This is a genomic window from Agrobacterium sp. NPDC090283 (assembly GCF_044769685.1).
Taxonomy (GTDB): Bacteria; Pseudomonadota; Alphaproteobacteria; order Rhizobiales; family Rhizobiaceae; genus Agrobacterium.
This window is the reverse complement of the sequence record NZ_JBIVYG010000001.1, coordinates 379743-396537: the sequence shown is the minus strand read 5'-3', so window position 1 is coordinate 396537 and position 16795 is coordinate 379743. Positions and strand designations below refer to the sequence as shown.

Genomic DNA, 16795 nt, shown 5'->3' with positions numbered 1-16795 from the left:
AAACGGATCGCGGTCAACTTACCGCCCGCAGATACGGCCGCCCTTGGGGTGCATCGCCGTATCCGCCTCGTCTCCCGGGGTACTAGCCGTATCAGATACAGGAGCTGACAACCGGCTGCAACGAATTCCCCATCAAACCAAAGGCCACGTCATAAAAATTCAACATAGCCTTTATATATACTAATATCGCTTTCTGTTGCGGTTGAAAGCCCCGAAATTACTTTTGCGGGTTCAAACAAACGTCAAAAAGCGGCGCGCCTCAATTCGCGGCGGCGCCTTCGATTTCCTGGCGCGAGGTCAGGATCTTGTCGATCACGCCCCAGTCCTTCGCCTCGTCTGCATCCATGAAGTGGTCGCGATCAAGGGTTTTTTCAACCTCTTCGAGCGTGCGGCCGGTGTGCTTCACGTAGACTTCATTGAGGCGGCGCTTCATCTTGATGATGTCGCGGGCGTGACGCTCGATGTCCGATGCCTGGCCCTGGAAACCGCCGGAAGGCTGGTGCACCATGATGCGGGCGTTCGGGGTTGCGAAACGCATTCCCTTTTCGCCGGCAGCCAGAAGCAGCGAGCCCATGGATGCGGCCTGACCGACGCAGAGCGTGGACACCGCAGGGCGGATGAACTGCATCGTATCGTAGATCGCCATGCCGGCGGTCACGACGCCGCCCGGCGAATTGATGTAGAGCGCGATTTCCTTCTTCGGGTTCTCAGCCTCGAGGAAAAGCAGCTGCGCGCAGACGAGCGACGCCATCTGGTCTTCCACCGGGCCGGTGAGGAAAATGATGCGTTCCTTGAGAAGACGGGAAAATATGTCGTAGGAGCGTTCGCCGCGATTGGTCTGCTCAACGACCATCGGCACCAGAGCCATGGCGGTATCAACTGGATTTTTCATGTCCGTCCTTTGTCAACTCTGCCCTTTGCGGAAAACCGCTCCGGAATCACTTCTAACCTTCATACTCCCTACATAGAGTGTCCCTGCCCCGTACTTCAAGACACGAAGCCGCATATCCTTAACGGCTCAACAGCGTTTGCAGGCCTTTCGGCCGAGGTTGACAGGGCTTTCGGACCGGGCGGCGGCCGTCGGGCCTCTTTCTCCCACCGCCACCATTTTTTTACTATGGCAGCTGACGAAGGCAAAAATCGCCCGCCATGCACAGATATAACTTCTCACCGGCAAGAACTCGTTAGTATTTGCTGCTGATACTGGCCAGCGAATTTCCGGTTCCCGTTGGGGAATGGGCCCATTCGGGCGAAATGGCAGCTCAACAATTTCAGCGGGCGTAACGCACCTCGTGCGAAGGGCCCGCTTTTACCGCATGATGGCGCAGATAGGATTTTGCAATGCTGGATGCAAAGACGAGCACGCTACTGTGGGCGGCGGAGACGTTCACCCTTGCCGTGCTTTTGGGAACGCTGTGGCTGCACCGCCCTTCCCGCCGGCATAATCTCTATTTCGCCGCCGGTTTCCTCGCCACGGGCTTCGGCACTGTCATGGTGGCGTTTCGTGGGGATATTTCCAGTTTCCTGTCCATTCAGGTCGGCAATATGCTGGCGCTTTCCGCCTTCGGTTTCTGGCTCGCAGGCCTCTTGTGCTTCGAGCAGCGTAAACCCGGCGGCTGGATTGCAATCCCGGCCCTGCTGTGGATCGCCGGAATGTTCGTGCCGTCGGTGCGCGAAGACATGGTCGCCCGCATCCTGCTTTATCATGCCTGCGCGGCCACGGGCTATTTCATGCTCGCCGGTGTCCTTCTGGCCAACAGGGCGCGCGCCACACGCAGCCGAAAGGTATTGGCCACGATCCTGATATTGCAGGCTTTTGCCGGAGCGATCGTCGCCTCCATCGTCATCCCGGCCAATGCCGCAATTCCCAACGCCATTCCCATGACGTCGGCGCTCTCCATTTCCGGCATGCTCGGCTTCACGGCCATCATCATGATCAGCGCCAAGATCATCATGGAGGATACGGAAATTCGTCTCCACCGGCTCGCCATGACCGATCATCTGACCGGCGTCCTCAACCGACGCGGCCTGCTGGAGGAATTCGAACGCATCAAGAAAAGGTCGCCGGCCTCCAGCCGTTACGTGGCGCTGGTGCTGTTCGATATCGACCATTTCAAGAGGATAAACGACAGATACGGCCACCAGTCCGGCGATGCGGTCCTCGTGCATTTCTGTAACATCGCGCAGCGCGTGATCGGCGATCGCGGCCTTTTCGTCAGAATGGGAGGCGAGGAATTCGCGCTGGTTGCCGAAGTGGAGAGCCCTTCCAGCACGGCGACGCTTGCGGAAGCCATCCGAAGCAATCTGCGCCTTTCAAAGATCAGTTCGCGTGGTGAGGCCATCGAGGTGACTACCAGCGTTGGCATATCCGAAGCCATGATCAAGGATGCCGATCTCAATACGATGATGACGGAAGCCGACCGCGCACTCTATGCCGCCAAGAAAGCCGGGCGCAACCGGACCGTCATCCACGTCAATTCGGCCAATGTCGTCGTGCCCGCCGCGGATCGCGACGAAAATCCGATGGATAACAATGCCGACCGCCAGGTCGCGGCGCTGAACCGGATATCCGCCATCGCCAGCCGGTGACGATGTAACCATCCAGTGACAGACATAGAGGTATCCGGAAGGGATTTCCCTCCCTTCCCAAAGCGCCGCGCGCGGAATAGACCATGGGCATGACAGCGACATTTCCCTTTCTCAAAATCGATCCCGCTACCCGCCGCGTTTCGCTTGATGCCCGCGACCCGGCCTTCTACAACGATCCCACCCCGGTCTATGCCGCCCTGCATGCTGAATGTCCCACCTTCTACTGGGAAGAACAGCGGCAATGGTTCTTTACCGGGTACGACCATGTAAGCGCGCTTTTGCGTGACCGTCGCTTCGGACGGCAGATCCTGCATGTGGCAAGCCGCGAAGAGATCGGCTTGGCGGAACCGCTCGAACATGTGAAGAATTTCGATGCCGCCGAGCAGCATTCGCTTCTGGAACTGGAACCGCCGGAACATACGCGGCTGCGCACGCTCATCAATCGCGCTTTTGTCTCCCGGCATGTCGACAAGATGAAGCCGGAAATCGAGGAACTTGCCAGCCGCCTGATCGATGCCTTCGAAAGCAGAGGCGAAACGGAACTGCTCTCCTCCTATGCCGATATCATTCCCGTGACGATGATTGCGCGCATGATCGGCATTCCCGAGGAGATGGGGCCGCAACTGCTGAAATGGTCACATGCCTATGTCGGCATGTACATGTTCAAGCGCACGCCCGAAGACGAGCTGCTGGCCGACAGGGCCGCGCATGAATTTTCAGACTATGTGCGCAGCGTGATCGCCGAGCGGCGGGCGGAGCCGAAGGACGATCTGCTGAGCCATATGATCCATACGGAGCACAAGGGCCAGTATCTCACCGACGACGAACTCGTCTCCACCACCATCGTGCTGCTGAATGCCGGGCACGAGGCGACCGTGCACCAGATCGGTAACTCCGTACGTATCATTCTGGAAAGCGGCATCTCTCCGGAGACCCTGTTCCACGACGAGGCCGCGACGGAACGCACAGTGGAAGAAACCCTGCGCATCTGTGCCCCGGTTCATATTTTCCAGCGCTGGGTTCTGGAACCGGTCGAAATCGACGGCGTCGCGTTCAAGCGCGGCGACAAGGTCAGCCTCATCCTGGCCGCCGCCAACCTCGATCCGGCAAAGTTTTCCGATCCGCTGACCTTCCGGCCGGACCGCAACGAAGGCGCCAACGTCTCCTTCGGCGCCGGCATCCATTTCTGCATCGGCGCGCCGCTCGCAAGGCTGGAGCTCAATCTTGCCCTGCCCCTGCTTTTCAAACGCCTGCCGGGCGTGAAGATTGCCGAGCCGCCCAGGGTCAAGGATGTCTATCATTTCCACGGGCTGGAGCGGCTCGATCTCAGCTGGTGAGATTTGGCCGGTAGAGTACTCGCAAAGACCATCTGGTTTAGAGCCGGATGACATAATCCTTGCGCGTCGTTTCCACCACCTCCCACGTGCCCGTAAAGCCCGGACGCAGGATAATGCGGTCGCCCGGCCTCAGATCACGCGGCGTGCCGCCGTCTTCGGTCAGAATGGAATGGCCTTCTAGAATGTTGAAATATTCCCACTCATCGTAGACCACCCGCCACTTACCGGGCGTGGACTGCCAGATGCCGGCATAGATGCCGCCGGGAGCCTCCTCGATATTCCATGTGGTGAATTTCGGATCGCCGGAAATCAGTCTTTCCGGCGCGGGCGCTCCGTGCTCCACCTCGGTGGCATCATCGAAGGACAAAAAATTCATCATGACGTCCCCTGTCCGTCAAATGTGATTGGCCATACAGCTTTGCGCGATTGCGGGCGCCGCGTCAAATATTGAGTGTCCCAGCGGGCGTTGCCACCGGGCGGACATGGAGCCTAGTCCATCTTCGTCCAGCCGAAAACAAGCCAGGTATATTTCGATTTCTTGTCGGGTTCGGCGGTGTACGTCATCTGTATATCGCCGTCCTTCGCGTAAATATCGAGCCGGGGCGCAGTATCCAGCTTCAGCCAGAGCGAACTCTTGTTAAAGGACCATGTGCCGCACCAGACGCACGACCCTACGGGATCGCCGGGTTGATGGAAATTGTAGCGGCCGTCTGCCGTAATCTCCAGATAATCGAACGCGGAATAAAATGTCGTCACCGTCTCCTGGAAGAGTGTCGCATCCGCTTCCTGTTGGGCGGTGGGCGCAGTCTTCATGCCGCGCGGCGGGCGGCTGGTGGCGCCGGTGAGCTTCCATTTTCCAACGAAATCCTGCTGCTTCGGGAAATATTCCGCCTCGGCCTTCGCCGGCGAAACCGAAGCCACGACTGGTATATCAGCCGTGCCCGCAATCCCGCCCGCAAGCAGAAAGATGACAATACGGAGCATTCCGGTTCGGTTTTTCATAGGGCGTATCTTTCGCGATGGGACTGCAGGGGTCCGTTCTAGGCAGATTCGGCGCTTTGAGTAAGATGGGCTGATGAACGGAAACAGCGCGCCAGTGGTGACTGGCAGTGCAGGGCCTCAGTTTCCCGCTGATTTCGCAAGCGCGATGAACAGGAAGATCACCGCAAGAAACTCGATGGGAAGTCGCCAGCGGCTCAATCGGACCCATCGCGCCGCAGCATTGGAAGCAGCCGTTGCGTCACCGGCCGATCCCGTCTCAAACCGCAGCGCCATTGGGATGAAATATGCAAAGGACCAGATCCGCGCGGCAAGATGCGCGGCGAGTGCGGACCATATCCAGACGCGAATTGCGGGATGAGCCCATGTCAGCCAGACAGCGAGGAGCACGGCCACCTCAAACAGCCCGTGAGCGGGGCCCCAGAAAAGCTTTCGGTTGATACCGCCCCGTTCAGGCTGGATCAACATCGGCTGCGAAGGCCATACCCGATCGACAAGAAGTGTCTCGTAGATGCCGCCGCCCAGCCCGACGCTCCCAAGAACACCGGCGACGATAATCGCGTAGAAAACCAGCGGCTCGAACATATTCGTCATTCACCTCTTCCAGAAACCATCGCAGTGGCGCCTGCGCGAACGTGTCCATCCAGCACGCATTTTCCGCTTTTCGACGCTCACAGGCGCAGGCGACACATTTAACGCTGGCGAAATCGCGCTCAGCCAATTATCTTGATGACCATTATTTCTTAATTATTGAGATATTTAAATGTCAAGAGATATCCTCGATCGCCGGTTGACCGACGTGCTTCGCCGAGCCAGCGCGCAATCATTGCTCATCAGCCAGTCCGTCGCGGTAAAGGCGCGGATGAACACAACCGATCTGGAGTGCCTGGACATCCTTCAAATGCAGGGCCAGGCAAGTGCGGGTGAACTTGCAAGATCGACCGGCCTCACGACCGGAGCGGTGACGGCACTGCTCGACCGGCTGGAGAAGGCCGGCTTCATAAAACGTTTGCCCGATCCTGCGGATCGCCGTCGTGTGCTGGCAGCGCCTCATCCCGAAAAAATGCAGGAATTGTTTCATATCTACGCGCCCCTTCAGGAACAGATGAAGGCGCTCTATCAAGAATATGATGAAGAGCAATTGCAGCTCATCATCGGCTTCATGGAAAAATCATGTGCCATTTCAAAGGACTTCATTGTCACTTTGCAGAAGAAATAAGCTGAATGCGGGCAAGCGATTGTAGCTCGGCGCGAATTCCGGCCACACCGCAGCACTGAAATCCGTTGCCGCCGAAAATACCGTGTTCCATGGTTTTCCGGCGGCAGCTCAAGCACACCAAAATATCATTGCAGATCACGCGGGCACCAAACTCGCGTGACGAACCAGATCAGAGTTTGGCAAGCGATTGCTCGAGATCGGCAATGATGTCCTTGACATCCTCAATGCCGACCGACAGGCGAACCACATCCGGCCCGGCGCCGGCGGCCGTCTGCTGTTCCGGTGTCAGCTGCGCATGGGTGGTGGAGGCCGGGTGGATGACGAGCGAGCGCGTGTCGCCGATATTGGCAAGATGGGAAAAAAGCTGCAGCCCTTCCACCAGCGCCTTGCCGGCCGCATAACCGCCCTTGACGCCGAAGGTGAAGACGGAGCCCGCCCCTTTTGGTGAATAATGCTGCTGGATGGCGTGATTATCGCTGTCTTCCAGTCCCGCATAATGCACCCAGCCCACCTTGGGATGCGCCTTCAGCCATTTGGCGACAGCGAGCGCATTGTCGGAATGGCGCTGAACGCGCAGCGGCAGGGTTTCTATGCCGGTCAGGATGAGGAAGGCATTGAAGGGCGAGATCGCCGGACCGAGATCGCGCAATCCAAGCACGCGGCAGGCGATGGCGAAGGCGAAATTGCCGAAGGTCTGGTGCAGCACGACACCGGAATATTCCGGCCGCGGCTGCGACAGCGCCGGATATCTGTCCGTCGCCGACCAGTCGAAGGTTCCACCGTCGACGATGATGCCGCCCATGGAGTTGCCATGGCCGCCGAGGAATTTCGTCAGCGAATGCAATATGATATCCGCGCCGTGTTCCAGCGGTCGCAGCAGATAGGGGCTTGCCATGGTGTTGTCGACGATGAGCGGCAGGCCATGCCGGTGGGCAACCTCGGCGATTGCGGCGATATCCACGAAGGTGCCGCCGGGATTGGCGAGGCTTTCGATGAAGACGGCACGCGTGCGATCATCGATCTGCGCTTCGAAGCTCGTCGGATCGGTGGCATCGGCCCAGCGGACCTGCCAGTCGAAGCCCTTGAAAGCGTGGCCGAACTGGTTGATCGAGCCGCCATAGAGCTGGCGGGCCGCAACGAAATTGTCACCGGACTGCAGCAGCGTATGGAAGACCAGCAATTGCGCGGCATGGCCGGACGCGACGGCAAGCGCGGCCGTGCCGCCCTCAAGTGCTGCGACGCGCTCTTCCAGAACCGCCTGGGTAGGGTTCATGATGCGGGTGTAGATATTGCCGAACTCTTTCAATCCAAACAGGGCGGCGGCGTGATCGGCATCGCGGAAAGCATAGGCCGTGGTCTGATAAATGGGCGTGGCACGCGCGCCGGTGGTCGGATCAGGTTGCGCGCCCGCATGAACGGCCAGCGTCGAAAACCCGGGATTGCTGCTCGGCATGATGTTTCCTCCAATTGGAATTTCGGAGGGATCATAATGCCTTGCCGCCAAATGGTAAGTCCGATCCGTACCAACTATCGCACAATATTGAGACGCGGATACTCAATTGCCGGGCAACGGTCCATCACAACTTCCATGCCGTAGGCTTCCGCCTTGGCGGCGGCATTGTCGTCGCGGACGGAAAGCTGGCCCCAGATCACCGACGGCCGCTCCGGCAGCAATATCGCTTCTTCCACGATCGCCGACAAATATTCCGGCGCGCGGAAAACGTCGATCATGTCGACTGGCTCGGGAATATCGGCGAGCCTGGCATAGACCTTCTGTCCCAATATCTCCTTGCCTGCGTGGCCGGGATTGACCGGGAACACGCGGTAACCCTTTGACAGCAGGAAACGCATCACGCCGTGGCTCGGCCTGTCCGGGCTGGGCGAAGCACCGAGCAGGGCAATGGTTTTAACCTCCGTCAGAATTCTTCTGAGGTAGTCGGGCTCGTAACTATCATGCTGCATGTCAACTTATCCCTTTTGGAACGTCACATGGTGTGAAGGATACCAATGCAAGTGTGCCATCTGAAAACTCCACGAGCATAGCATCGCCTGCATAATTCCACCGGCGCATTCCTGCCGCTGCCGGCTGCGTCCACCCTTCCCATCTAGGAAGGTTCTTCGCTGTCTTGAACCCCTGCCCGACTGAAAATCGCCACGACGACAGACGCCCGCCAGGCGGTGTCACGTTTTTCTTCACGCAAAATGATTTCACCAAAACGGTGAAATGCCGGGTGTATTGACTATTTTTATCCAGTTTTCCCAATGGCGCAATTCGGCGCAAATGGTTGCTCAAACAACATTAGCGTGCAACCAATGCGCCGTTCGTCTCCTGTTTGTTTTCATTCCGTTCGCAGATGAATTAGAAATATCTAATTTTCAGAAAGTTATTCTGTAAATCAATCTACAAACAAATCTACAACGTTACAGTCGACCATTCATGAAAGTCATGAAATTTCTTTTCATGCGCGCCTTTACCCAATTGATACACCTTACGCCCAAAGCGCCGCGGAGCATTCAGAGGCATTCAACGGCAATATCGGACAAAATAGGTAGTATTTTTAGCGAAAATCCGCCCAGAAGCGAAACCACAAGCTGTGCGTCCAGCGCCCATGCCCCGATCTGACGGATGAAATCATGAGCAGAACGCCATATCGCACCGACGCAAAATCATTCCACGGCTCCATGACATACACAAAGCACAAATTTTACGCGCGTCGCAATATCCGCATTGGCCACATTGCGTTGGCGGGTGGCTCCACGGGCGCAAAACGCTGGCCAGAACAAGCGGGAAAGGCTTGCCGTCCTCACCGAAAATCGATTCCGGTTTTTAAGCCGATGCTGTAGGCTGCCCAAAGTAGCCTGCGAGCGAGTCTCTATTGTGACATTTGACATTCTTCTTCTGGTGCTCCTGGGCGCAATGCTGCACGCCGGATGGAATGCGCTGGTCAAATCCGGATCCGACAAATCGCTGGACGCCTCGCTGATCGCGGCGGGAGCCGCGGCCTGCTCGCTGCCATTTCTGCCTTTTCTGCCATTTCCCGCGCCGGTCGCCGTTCCCTTTCTGATCGCTTCGGCCGTTCTGCAATTTGCCTATTTCCGTCTTGTCGCCGCCGCCTATACGATCGGCGACATCGGCCTTGTCTATCCCGTCATGCGCGGCGTGGCCCCCTTGATCGTCGCGGCGACGAGCAGCCTGTTCCTGAGCGAGGTTTTGAGCCCGCTCGCCCTTGCCGGGATCGCTGTCATCTCGGGCGGCATCCTGACGCTTGCTTTCGAGGCGCGGCGCGGTGGCGGAAAGGCGATCATGGTCGCCCTGCTCAACGCCTTCGTGATCGCGTCCTACACCTTCGTCGACGGTGTCGGCGCAAGGCTTTCCGGCAACGCCATCTCCTATACCCTGTGGATGTCGCTTCTGCCGCCCGTGCTGCTTTTCGGTTTTGCCTTTTTTCAGCGCGGCGTCGCCCCTGTCGCGCAGCATGTCCGGCGCAACTGGTGGCGCGGCCTGATCGGCGGCGGCGGCTCCATCCTTTCTTACGGGCTGGCGCTCTATGCCATGACGAAGGCGCCTGTGGCCGTCGTCGCGGCGCTTCGGGAAACCTCCATCCTCTTCGCGCTGGTAATCTCCGTGGTGATCCTGAAAGAACGGGCGAGCATCTGGCGTTATCTCGCCGGAGGCATCATTGCAGCGGGCGTTCTGGTGATGCGGCTCGGGTGAAAACATGCCTCCCGAATGGGGTAAAATAATACCACATCAATAACCCATTGTTTTTGCTTGTCTATTTTTACGATCCACAAAAACAGTCATATTGACGCTTTCGCTCGTGCACCGTATAAGCGCGCCAGATCGGATTCCAGCCGGAATAGGGTCATTTGCGGTTGCCCCTGATGGCAACCAAACCAAGCAACAAGAAACGCCCGTATGCTCTTTCATAAAGAGGATGACGGGTCCACGTTAGAAAGTGAAATCCATGTCTACTTTCGTTCAGAAGCCCGCTGAGGTGGAGAAGAAGTGGGTCATCATCGACGCCGAAGGCCTCGTTGTTGGTCGCCTCGCCACCATCGTTGCAACCCGCCTGCGCGGCAAGCACAAGGCTACCTACACCCCCCACGTCGATGATGGCGACAACGTCATCGTCATCAACGCGGAAAAGGTCGCCTTCACCGGCAAGAAGTATTCCGACAAGAAGTACTACTGGCACACCGGTCACCCGGGTGGCATCAAGGAGCGCACCGCTCGCCAGATCATCGAAGGCCGCTTCCCGGAGCGCGTCGTTGAAAAGGCTATCGAGCGCATGATCCCGCGCGGCCCGCTCGGCCGTCGCCAGATGAAGAACCTGCGCGTTTACGCCGGTTCCAACCACCCGCACGAAGCACAGCAGCCCACCGTTCTCGACGTGGCCGCGCTTAACAAGAAGAACGTAAGGAGCGCCTGATAATGGCCGATCTTTCCTCTCTGAAAGACCTCGCCCCGGCTTCGGAAGCTTCGGCTCCCGTGCATGTCCGCAAGGTTGACACCCTCGGCCGCTCCTACGCGACCGGCAAGCGCAAGAACGCCGTAGCCCGCGTATGGGTCAAGGCCGGTTCTGGCAAGATCATCATCAACGGCCGCGATTTCACCACGTATTTCGCACGTCCGGTTCTGCAGATGATCCTCCAGCAGCCGATCGTCGCCGCTGCCCGCACGGGTCAGTTCGACATCATCGCCACCGTTGCCGGTGGTGGTCTGTCCGGTCAGGCCGGCGCCGTTCGTCACGGCCTGTCCAAGGCCCTCACCTACTTCGAACCGGGCCTGCGCTCCGTTCTGAAGAAGGGCGGCTTCCTGACCCGCGACAGCCGCGTTGTCGAGCGTAAGAAGTACGGTAAGGCCAAGGCCCGCCGTTCGTTCCAGTTCTCGAAGCGCTAATCGCTTCCACGAACGGTTCGTTCAGAACTTCGAAAGGCGGGGCTTCGGCTCCGCCTTTTTTCATGGTCACCTCCCTTGTTTTTTCAGCAGGAAGACAGCAACCTCGGCGCAAATCGCAATGGGGTGATCAATGCCGTCCAAAACCATCGACCATGCCTTTACCGCAACGACCCTGACATCGGCCGCCACCGACCCGACCCATGCGGGCGTCCTCTCCTTCATGCGGCGTAAATACACCAAGAACCTCAAGGGCGTATCGACCGCCATCTGGGGCATTCCCTTCGATGCGGCCACCTCCAATCGGCCGGGTGCGCGCTTCGGGCCGCAGGCGATCCGCCGCGCCTCGGCGATCTTCGACAACGACCCGCAATATCCCTTCGCGCGCGACCTTTTCGCCCATATGCCGACCATCGACTATGGTGACTGCCTGCTCGACTACGGCAACCACTGGAAAACGCCTGACACGATCGAAAAGGAAGCGCGGCGGATCATTTCCAAGACGGATTACCTGCTGACGCTGGGCGGTGATCATTTCATCACCTGGCCTTTGCTGAAAGCGCATGTGGCCAAACACGGGCCGCTGGCTCTGGTGCAGTTCGATGCGCATCAGGACACTTGGTTCGACGATGGCAAGCGTATCGATCACGGCTCCTTCGTGGCCCGCGCCGTGCGTGACGGTCTGATCGACCCGGACCGCTCGATCCAGATCGGCATCCGCACCCATGCGCCTGACGATTTCGGCATCCGCATTCTCCACGGATACGAGGTGGAGGAGATGCGGGCGGGCGATATCGCCTCGCTGATCGTCAAGCACACGGCCGGCATGCCCGTCTATCTGACCTTCGATATCGATTGCCTCGATCCCGCCTTTGCGCCGGGAACCGGCACGCCGGTGGCCGGCGGGCCGACCAGCGCTAAAATCCTCTCCGTTCTGCGCGGGCTTGGCCAGCTCGATATTCGCGGTTCGGACGTCGTGGAGGTGGCGCCGGCATACGACCATGCCGATATTACCGCCATTGCCGGAGCCACCGTTGCAATGTATATGCTTGGCCTGCGCGCCGAACGGCTGGCGAAGGCCGGCTGACAAGGCGGCCAGAACTTAGAAAACTGATTCCGATTACCCTCGCAACCCTTTGAAAAGTCAGGACAAGGACATGACAGCGAAGATCTTCATCGATGGCGAACACGGCACCACGGGTCTGCAGATCCGCACGCGCCTTGCCGGTCGCCGCGATATCGAGCTGCTGTCCATACCCGAGGCTGAGCGCCGCAATGCGGCGATGCGCGAGGATATGCTCAACAATGCCGACATTTCGATCCTCTGCCTGCCTGATGATGCTTCCCGGGAAGCCGTCTCGATGGTGGCCGGCAATAACAATGTCCGCATCATCGACACCTCGACCGCCTATCGCGTCCATCAGGACTGGGCCTACGGCTTTGCCGAAATGGACAAGGAACAGGGCGAGAAGGTTCGTTCCGCGCGCCTCGTCGCCAATCCGGGCTGCTACCCGACCGGCGCGATCGCCCTTCTGCGCCCGCTGCGCGCTAGCGGCCTCCTGCCCGACGGTTATCCGGTCAGCGTCAATGCGGTTTCCGGTTATACCGGCGGCGGCAAGCAGATGATCGCCCAGATGGAAGACCAGAGCCGCGATGACGCCATCAGCGCCAATAATTTCCTTTATGGCCTGACGCTCAAGCACAAGCACGTTCCTGAGATGACCATTCACGGCCAGCTCGACCGCGCGCCGCTGTTTTCGCCCTCCGTCGGGCGTTTCCCGCAGGGCATGATCGTGCAGGTGCCGCTGTTTGCCGCCGACCTGAAGGAAGGCACGACCATCGAAACGATCCATGCGGCGCTGACCGCCCATTATGCGGGGCAGGATATCGTCAGCGTGGTGCCGCTTGCCGAAAGCAAGGGCCTCGCGCGCATCGATGCCGAGGAACTGGCAGGCAAGGACACGATGAAGCTCTTCGTCTTCGGTACGCCGGGCGGCGAGCATATCAACCTCGTGGCACTGCTCGACAATCTCGGCAAGGGTGCATCCGGTGCTGCCGTGCAGAACATGGAACTGATGCTCTCCGCATGAGGCGTTCCTTATGAACACGCCCGCCCCATCTTTTCCGGCCTCGTGGAATATCGAGGCCGCGAAACGGATTGCCGACACGCCGGCCGGGGTGGTCTACGAGCTTACGCGCGGCGACGGCTCCCTTGCCGTCGCCAAGGTTCTGAAAAAGAAAGTACTGAAGGACAGCCTTCGCGGCGCGGATTTCATCGAATGGCGCGCCGGTATCGGCTGCGTGGAGCTGCTCGACCGCTCCGACGATATTTTGCTGATGGAACATGCCGGCACGGAAACCCTGCGCGACGTGCTGTTTCGCGACGGCAACGACGATGCCGCCACGGAAATCGCCGCCGATGTCCTGCTCAGATATCATCAGCCATCGCAGCAGCAGCCGCCTTCAAGCCTGCTGACGCTGCCGCTCTATTTCGAGAGCCTGTTCCGCAAGGCCGATCAGGATCGCATCGACGGCGTGGAGAGCCCCTATATCGAGGCGGCCACGCTGGCGCAGGAACTGATCGGCCAGCAGCGGGATGTGAAGCCGCTGCACGGCGATCTGCATCACGAGAACATCATGCGCGGTGAACGCGGCTGGATCATCATCGATCCCGCCGGCCTGATCGGCGATGCGGCGCTCGATGTCGCCAACATGTTCTCCAATCCGCTCGACCGTTTCGACCTGACGCGCAGCGAGGCGCGCATCGCCTCCATGGCGGCGATTTTTGCGAAGGCCCTGCAACGGGACGAACGGCTATTGCTGCAATATGCCTTTGCCTATGGCTGTCTTTCTGCCGCGTGGCACGAAGAGGATGGCAATGCGGAAGAGCGCGACAACGAACTCGTCGTCGCGGCCACCATCAAAGCGGTGCTCGCGCAGTTTTAAGCCGCCTCAGTCCCTGACTTCGACCGCAACGGGTGCCGGATATTCGCCAATGAAACCGCGCCAGTGAGCGACGGCGAAACCAAGCACGATCAACGCCATGCCCTGATGGGCAAGTGCCACATGAATATCCACATGCATGAGCAGCGTGGTGATGCCGAGCGCCGCCTGAATGGAAACCAGTACGAAGAACAGCACCGCACGGCGGGCGTGTGGCGTATTCGGCAGCGCGCGCGCCATCGACACCATATGCCACAAGATGGCGGCGAACAGTGTATAGGCGCCGAGGCGGTGGACAAACTGCACCGTCTTGGGGTTCTCGAAGAGGTTGATCCACCAGGGCTGTTGCAGGAAGAGATCGCCCGGCACCAGTGAGCCATCCATCAGCGGCCAGGTATTATAGGAGAGGCCGGCATTCAGCCCCGCCACCAATGCGCCGAGATAGATCTGGAAGAGACAGAGCACCGTCAGAAGCGCGGCAAAACCCCTGCCCGTCTTCTCGTCGGCGGCCTCGGGGGAATGATGCGACAGGCCGCGCAATATCCACATGCAGCCCGCAAAGATAAGGCAGGCGATGGTCAGATGCGTGGCAAGGCGATATTGCGAGACATCGGTGCGGTTGACGAGGCCGGAAGAGACCATCCACCAGCCGATGAAGCCCTGAAAGCCGCCAAGCGCCAGAAGGCCGACCAAGGGCAGGCGCAGGCGCTTTTCGACGCGGCCGGTGAGCCAGAAGAAGGCGAGCGGCAAAGCGAAGATGAGGCCGATGGTGCGGGCAAGCAGGCGATGCGCCCATTCCCACCAGAAAATCGTCTTGAACTCATCGAGCGACATGCCCTTGTTGATTTCCTGATATTGGGGAATGCGCTTGTAGAGCTGGAACTCCTCTTCCCATTCGGCGACGGAGAGCGGTGGTATCGCGCCGTGGATCGGTTTCCATTCGGTAATCGACAGGCCGGATTCGGTAAGTCTCGTGGCGCCGCCAACGAGCACCAGACAGAAGAGCGTGAAGAGCACCACGCGCAGCCAGATGCGCAGCAGGCGGCGGTCCTTCTCCTGTTTCTGCAGGGCAGCCTCCACCACCATTTCCGCAGAACCATTTGCCATCGTCATGCCGCTCGAACGCATCTTTCAGGTCTCCCTCATACAGTCATGTTGATTAGCCCCAACCGGCACCACAAAACAAGGCCTCAGGGTTTGCGGCATGCGGTCGCGGCAGTATAGTCCCTCGCAGATATTCAATGATGGAAAGACCTCATGCACCCTCGCCTCAGATCGCTTATCGGCACCATCGTCATCATATGCCTCGTCGTCGTTTACGCCGTGGTGGCGACGGCCATTGCATCGGCGGCACTGGCGCAATCGCCCTGGTGGGTGCATCTCGCTTATTTCGTGTTGACCGGAATTTTGTGGGTTCTGCCGGCGATGCTGATCATCAAATGGATGGCCGGGCCCAAAAAACAGGGTTAAGCGCCGACCATTGCATGACATCCTGAGGTCGCAATTTTATAAACCGATTGTTTGCCGCTCAACGATATAGTCCGACCGAAACAACCGGAGAGAGTGGATGGCGGCTGAGGGGCCGGTCTTTATCAGTGATGAGCAAGCGCCGACCGCCGTGCAAAACGAGCGGCGGGGTGCCGATCGCCTGTTGATCGATCTCGTCGATGACACCTCCACCATCCGTGCCGACTGGGAGCGGCTGGAAAACGACCCGCTCAATTCACTGCATCAAGGCTTCGGCTGGTGCTCCATCTGGGCGCAAACGCAGAACAGCGCGCTCCTGACGCTTCGCGGCCGGCAAAGCGGCAAGACGATCTTTCTGCTGCCGCTCGAAATCGTGCTGGAAGGCGGCATCCGCAAGGCGCGTTTTCCCGGCGGCCGTTTCAACAATATCAATACGGGGCTTTTCGACCCCTCCTTTGCCGAACAGGCAGGGCAGGAAATCGCGGCGGCGATTGCCCGCGAGGCGCGGAAGCTGCTGCATGGCCGGGCCGATATTCTGGCGTTGCAGAACGTACCGCTGACGTGGCGCGGCAGGACCAGTCCCCTCTCGCATCTTGCTTCCGTCGAAAACCAGAATCCGGCCTTCCAGCTTCCCCTGTTCGAAAGTTTCGAGGCCACGCTCCGGCAGGTCAACGCCAAGAGGCGGCGGAAGAAATTCCGCATCCAGAGCCGAAGGGCCGAGGAAATGGGTGGCTACAGCCATGTGATCGCCCGATCCCCCCAGGAAAAATGCGAATTATTGCAGGCGTTTTTCCGCCAGAAGGCCGCCCGTTTCGCCTCGCAGGGCATTCCGGATGTCTTTCGCGATCAATCGGTGAAGGATTTCTTCTACGATCTCGCCAATTATCCCGAGACGGGCACGGACAGTCTGCTGGAACTGCATGCCATTCGCCTGCACGGTGCAAACGAAGGCGTCGTCGCCGCAATAGCCGGCCTTTCGCGCAAGCAGGATCACATCATCTGCCAGTTCGGTTCGATCGATGAATCCGTTTCGGAACTCAGCCCGGGCGAATTGCTGTTCTGGCTGATGATCGAAAGGGCATGTCGCGAAAAGGCGGCGATCTTCGATTTCGGCGTCGGCGACCAGCTGTACAAGCGCAGCTGGTGCCCGCTTTTCACCGTACAGCACGATATATTCCTGCCGGTAACGCTGAAGGGCCGCGCGGCGGCCTCGGCCTATGTCGCCATCGCCCGGACGAAGAGCCTGATCAAATCCAATCCGGCGTTCTATGCGCTGATTCAGCGTTTTCGTGCTGGACGGCCGAAGACGGACACAGCAGCAGCAGCAGCCGATTGAGCGGA

At 59.0% G+C, this 16795-nt stretch carries 18 protein-coding genes; 11 read left to right on the top strand and 7 right to left on the bottom strand.

What is annotated here, in order from left to right; translation table 11 throughout:
• Positions 1-259 precede the first annotated feature (259 nt).
• Positions 260-892 carry an ATP-dependent Clp endopeptidase proteolytic subunit ClpP gene (gene clpP / locus ACIQUH_RS02005; protein WP_003521529.1) on the bottom strand — a complete coding sequence of 211 codons (633 nt, stop codon included), beginning with the start codon at positions 890-892 and terminating at the stop codon, positions 260-262.
• A 449-nt stretch (positions 893-1341) separates the two neighbouring features.
• On the opposite strand from clpP, the gene ACIQUH_RS02000 reads away from it, so the two are divergent.
• Together ACIQUH_RS02000 and ACIQUH_RS01995 are read left to right on the top strand one after the other, a co-directional pair.
• Positions 1342-2589: a diguanylate cyclase gene (locus ACIQUH_RS02000; protein ID WP_400812195.1), complete on the top strand. Its 1248-nt coding sequence runs from the start codon at positions 1342-1344 to the stop codon at positions 2587-2589.
• A gap of 83 nt (positions 2590-2672) precedes the next feature.
• A complete protein-coding gene (locus tag ACIQUH_RS01995) occupies positions 2673-3926 on the top strand; it encodes a cytochrome P450 (protein WP_400812194.1) in 1254 nt (417 codons plus the stop codon).
• Between the two features lie 37 nt (positions 3927-3963).
• Here the strand turns inward: ACIQUH_RS01995 and ACIQUH_RS01990 are convergent, their stop codons facing one another.
• The 3 genes from ACIQUH_RS01990 to ACIQUH_RS01980 form a co-directional block, all read right to left on the bottom strand.
• The gene (locus tag ACIQUH_RS01990) at positions 3964-4305 is read right to left on the bottom strand and encodes a cupin domain-containing protein (RefSeq protein WP_400812193.1); all 342 of its coding nucleotides are present in this window, start codon (positions 4303-4305) and stop codon (positions 3964-3966) included.
• A 110-nt stretch (positions 4306-4415) separates the two neighbouring features.
• Positions 4416-4928, bottom strand: a complete 513-nt coding sequence (locus ACIQUH_RS01985; protein ID WP_400812191.1) for a hypothetical protein — start codon at positions 4926-4928, stop codon at positions 4416-4418.
• Between the two features lie 117 nt (positions 4929-5045).
• Positions 5046-5510, bottom strand: a complete 465-nt coding sequence (locus ACIQUH_RS01980) for a hypothetical protein (RefSeq protein ID WP_400812189.1) — start codon at positions 5508-5510, stop codon at positions 5046-5048.
• Between the two features lie 178 nt (positions 5511-5688).
• On the opposite strand from ACIQUH_RS01980, the gene ACIQUH_RS01975 reads away from it, so the two are divergent.
• Positions 5689-6144: a MarR family winged helix-turn-helix transcriptional regulator gene (locus ACIQUH_RS01975; RefSeq protein ID WP_400812187.1), complete on the top strand. Its 456-nt coding sequence runs from the start codon at positions 5689-5691 to the stop codon at positions 6142-6144.
• 169 nt (positions 6145-6313) lie between these two features.
• Here ACIQUH_RS01975 and ACIQUH_RS01970 read toward each other — a convergent pair whose 3' ends face one another.
• Together ACIQUH_RS01970 and ACIQUH_RS01965 are read right to left on the bottom strand one after the other, a co-directional pair.
• A complete protein-coding gene (locus ACIQUH_RS01970; RefSeq protein WP_400812185.1) occupies positions 6314-7597 on the bottom strand; it encodes an O-acetylhomoserine aminocarboxypropyltransferase in 1284 nt (427 codons plus the stop codon).
• Positions 7598-7671: 74 nt separating this feature from the next.
• Positions 7672-8106 (bottom strand): CoA-binding protein, encoded by a 435-nt coding sequence (locus tag ACIQUH_RS01965; RefSeq protein WP_400812184.1) that lies wholly within the window; start codon positions 8104-8106, stop codon positions 7672-7674.
• A 916-nt stretch (positions 8107-9022) separates the two neighbouring features.
• Here ACIQUH_RS01965 and ACIQUH_RS01960 point away from each other — a divergent pair.
• The 6 genes from ACIQUH_RS01960 (at position 9023) to ACIQUH_RS01935 (ending at position 13990) form a co-directional block, all read left to right on the top strand.
• A complete protein-coding gene (locus tag ACIQUH_RS01960; protein WP_400812182.1) occupies positions 9023-9859 on the top strand; it encodes an EamA family transporter in 837 nt (278 codons plus the stop codon).
• Between the two features lie 253 nt (positions 9860-10112).
• The gene (rplM, locus tag ACIQUH_RS01955) at positions 10113-10577 is read left to right on the top strand and encodes a 50S ribosomal protein L13 (RefSeq protein ID WP_279655362.1); all 465 of its coding nucleotides are present in this window, start codon (positions 10113-10115) and stop codon (positions 10575-10577) included.
• A 2-nt stretch (positions 10578-10579) separates the two neighbouring features.
• Positions 10580-11047, top strand: coding sequence for a 30S ribosomal protein S9 (gene rpsI / locus ACIQUH_RS01950; protein WP_003521540.1), 468 nt, complete (start codon positions 10580-10582; stop codon positions 11045-11047).
• Between the two features lie 130 nt (positions 11048-11177).
• Entirely contained in the window at positions 11178-12131 is a 954-nt protein-coding gene (speB, locus tag ACIQUH_RS01945) for an agmatinase (protein ID WP_400812179.1), read from the top strand.
• 70 nt (positions 12132-12201) lie between these two features.
• Complete coding sequence (gene argC, locus ACIQUH_RS01940; RefSeq protein ID WP_400812177.1) at positions 12202-13134, top strand: N-acetyl-gamma-glutamyl-phosphate reductase; 933 nt, start codon at positions 12202-12204, stop codon at positions 13132-13134.
• 10 nt (positions 13135-13144) lie between these two features.
• Positions 13145-13990: an aminoglycoside phosphotransferase family protein gene (locus ACIQUH_RS01935; RefSeq protein WP_400812175.1), complete on the top strand. Its 846-nt coding sequence runs from the start codon at positions 13145-13147 to the stop codon at positions 13988-13990.
• Positions 13991-13996: 6 nt separating this feature from the next.
• Here ACIQUH_RS01935 and ACIQUH_RS01930 read toward each other — a convergent pair whose 3' ends face one another.
• A complete protein-coding gene (locus ACIQUH_RS01930; protein ID WP_400812495.1) occupies positions 13997-15100 on the bottom strand; it encodes a COX15/CtaA family protein in 1104 nt (367 codons plus the stop codon).
• Positions 15101-15244: 144 nt separating this feature from the next.
• Between ACIQUH_RS01930 and ACIQUH_RS01925 the strand changes: the two genes are divergently transcribed.
• Together ACIQUH_RS01925 and uppA are read left to right on the top strand one after the other, a co-directional pair.
• Complete coding sequence (locus tag ACIQUH_RS01925) at positions 15245-15457, top strand: DUF2842 domain-containing protein (protein WP_020811154.1); 213 nt, start codon at positions 15245-15247, stop codon at positions 15455-15457.
• A gap of 97 nt (positions 15458-15554) precedes the next feature.
• Positions 15555-16790, top strand: coding sequence for a polysaccharide biosynthesis GNAT family N-acetyltransferase UppA (gene uppA / locus ACIQUH_RS01920; protein ID WP_400812172.1), 1236 nt, complete (start codon positions 15555-15557; stop codon positions 16788-16790).
• Positions 16791-16795 lie beyond the last annotated feature (5 nt).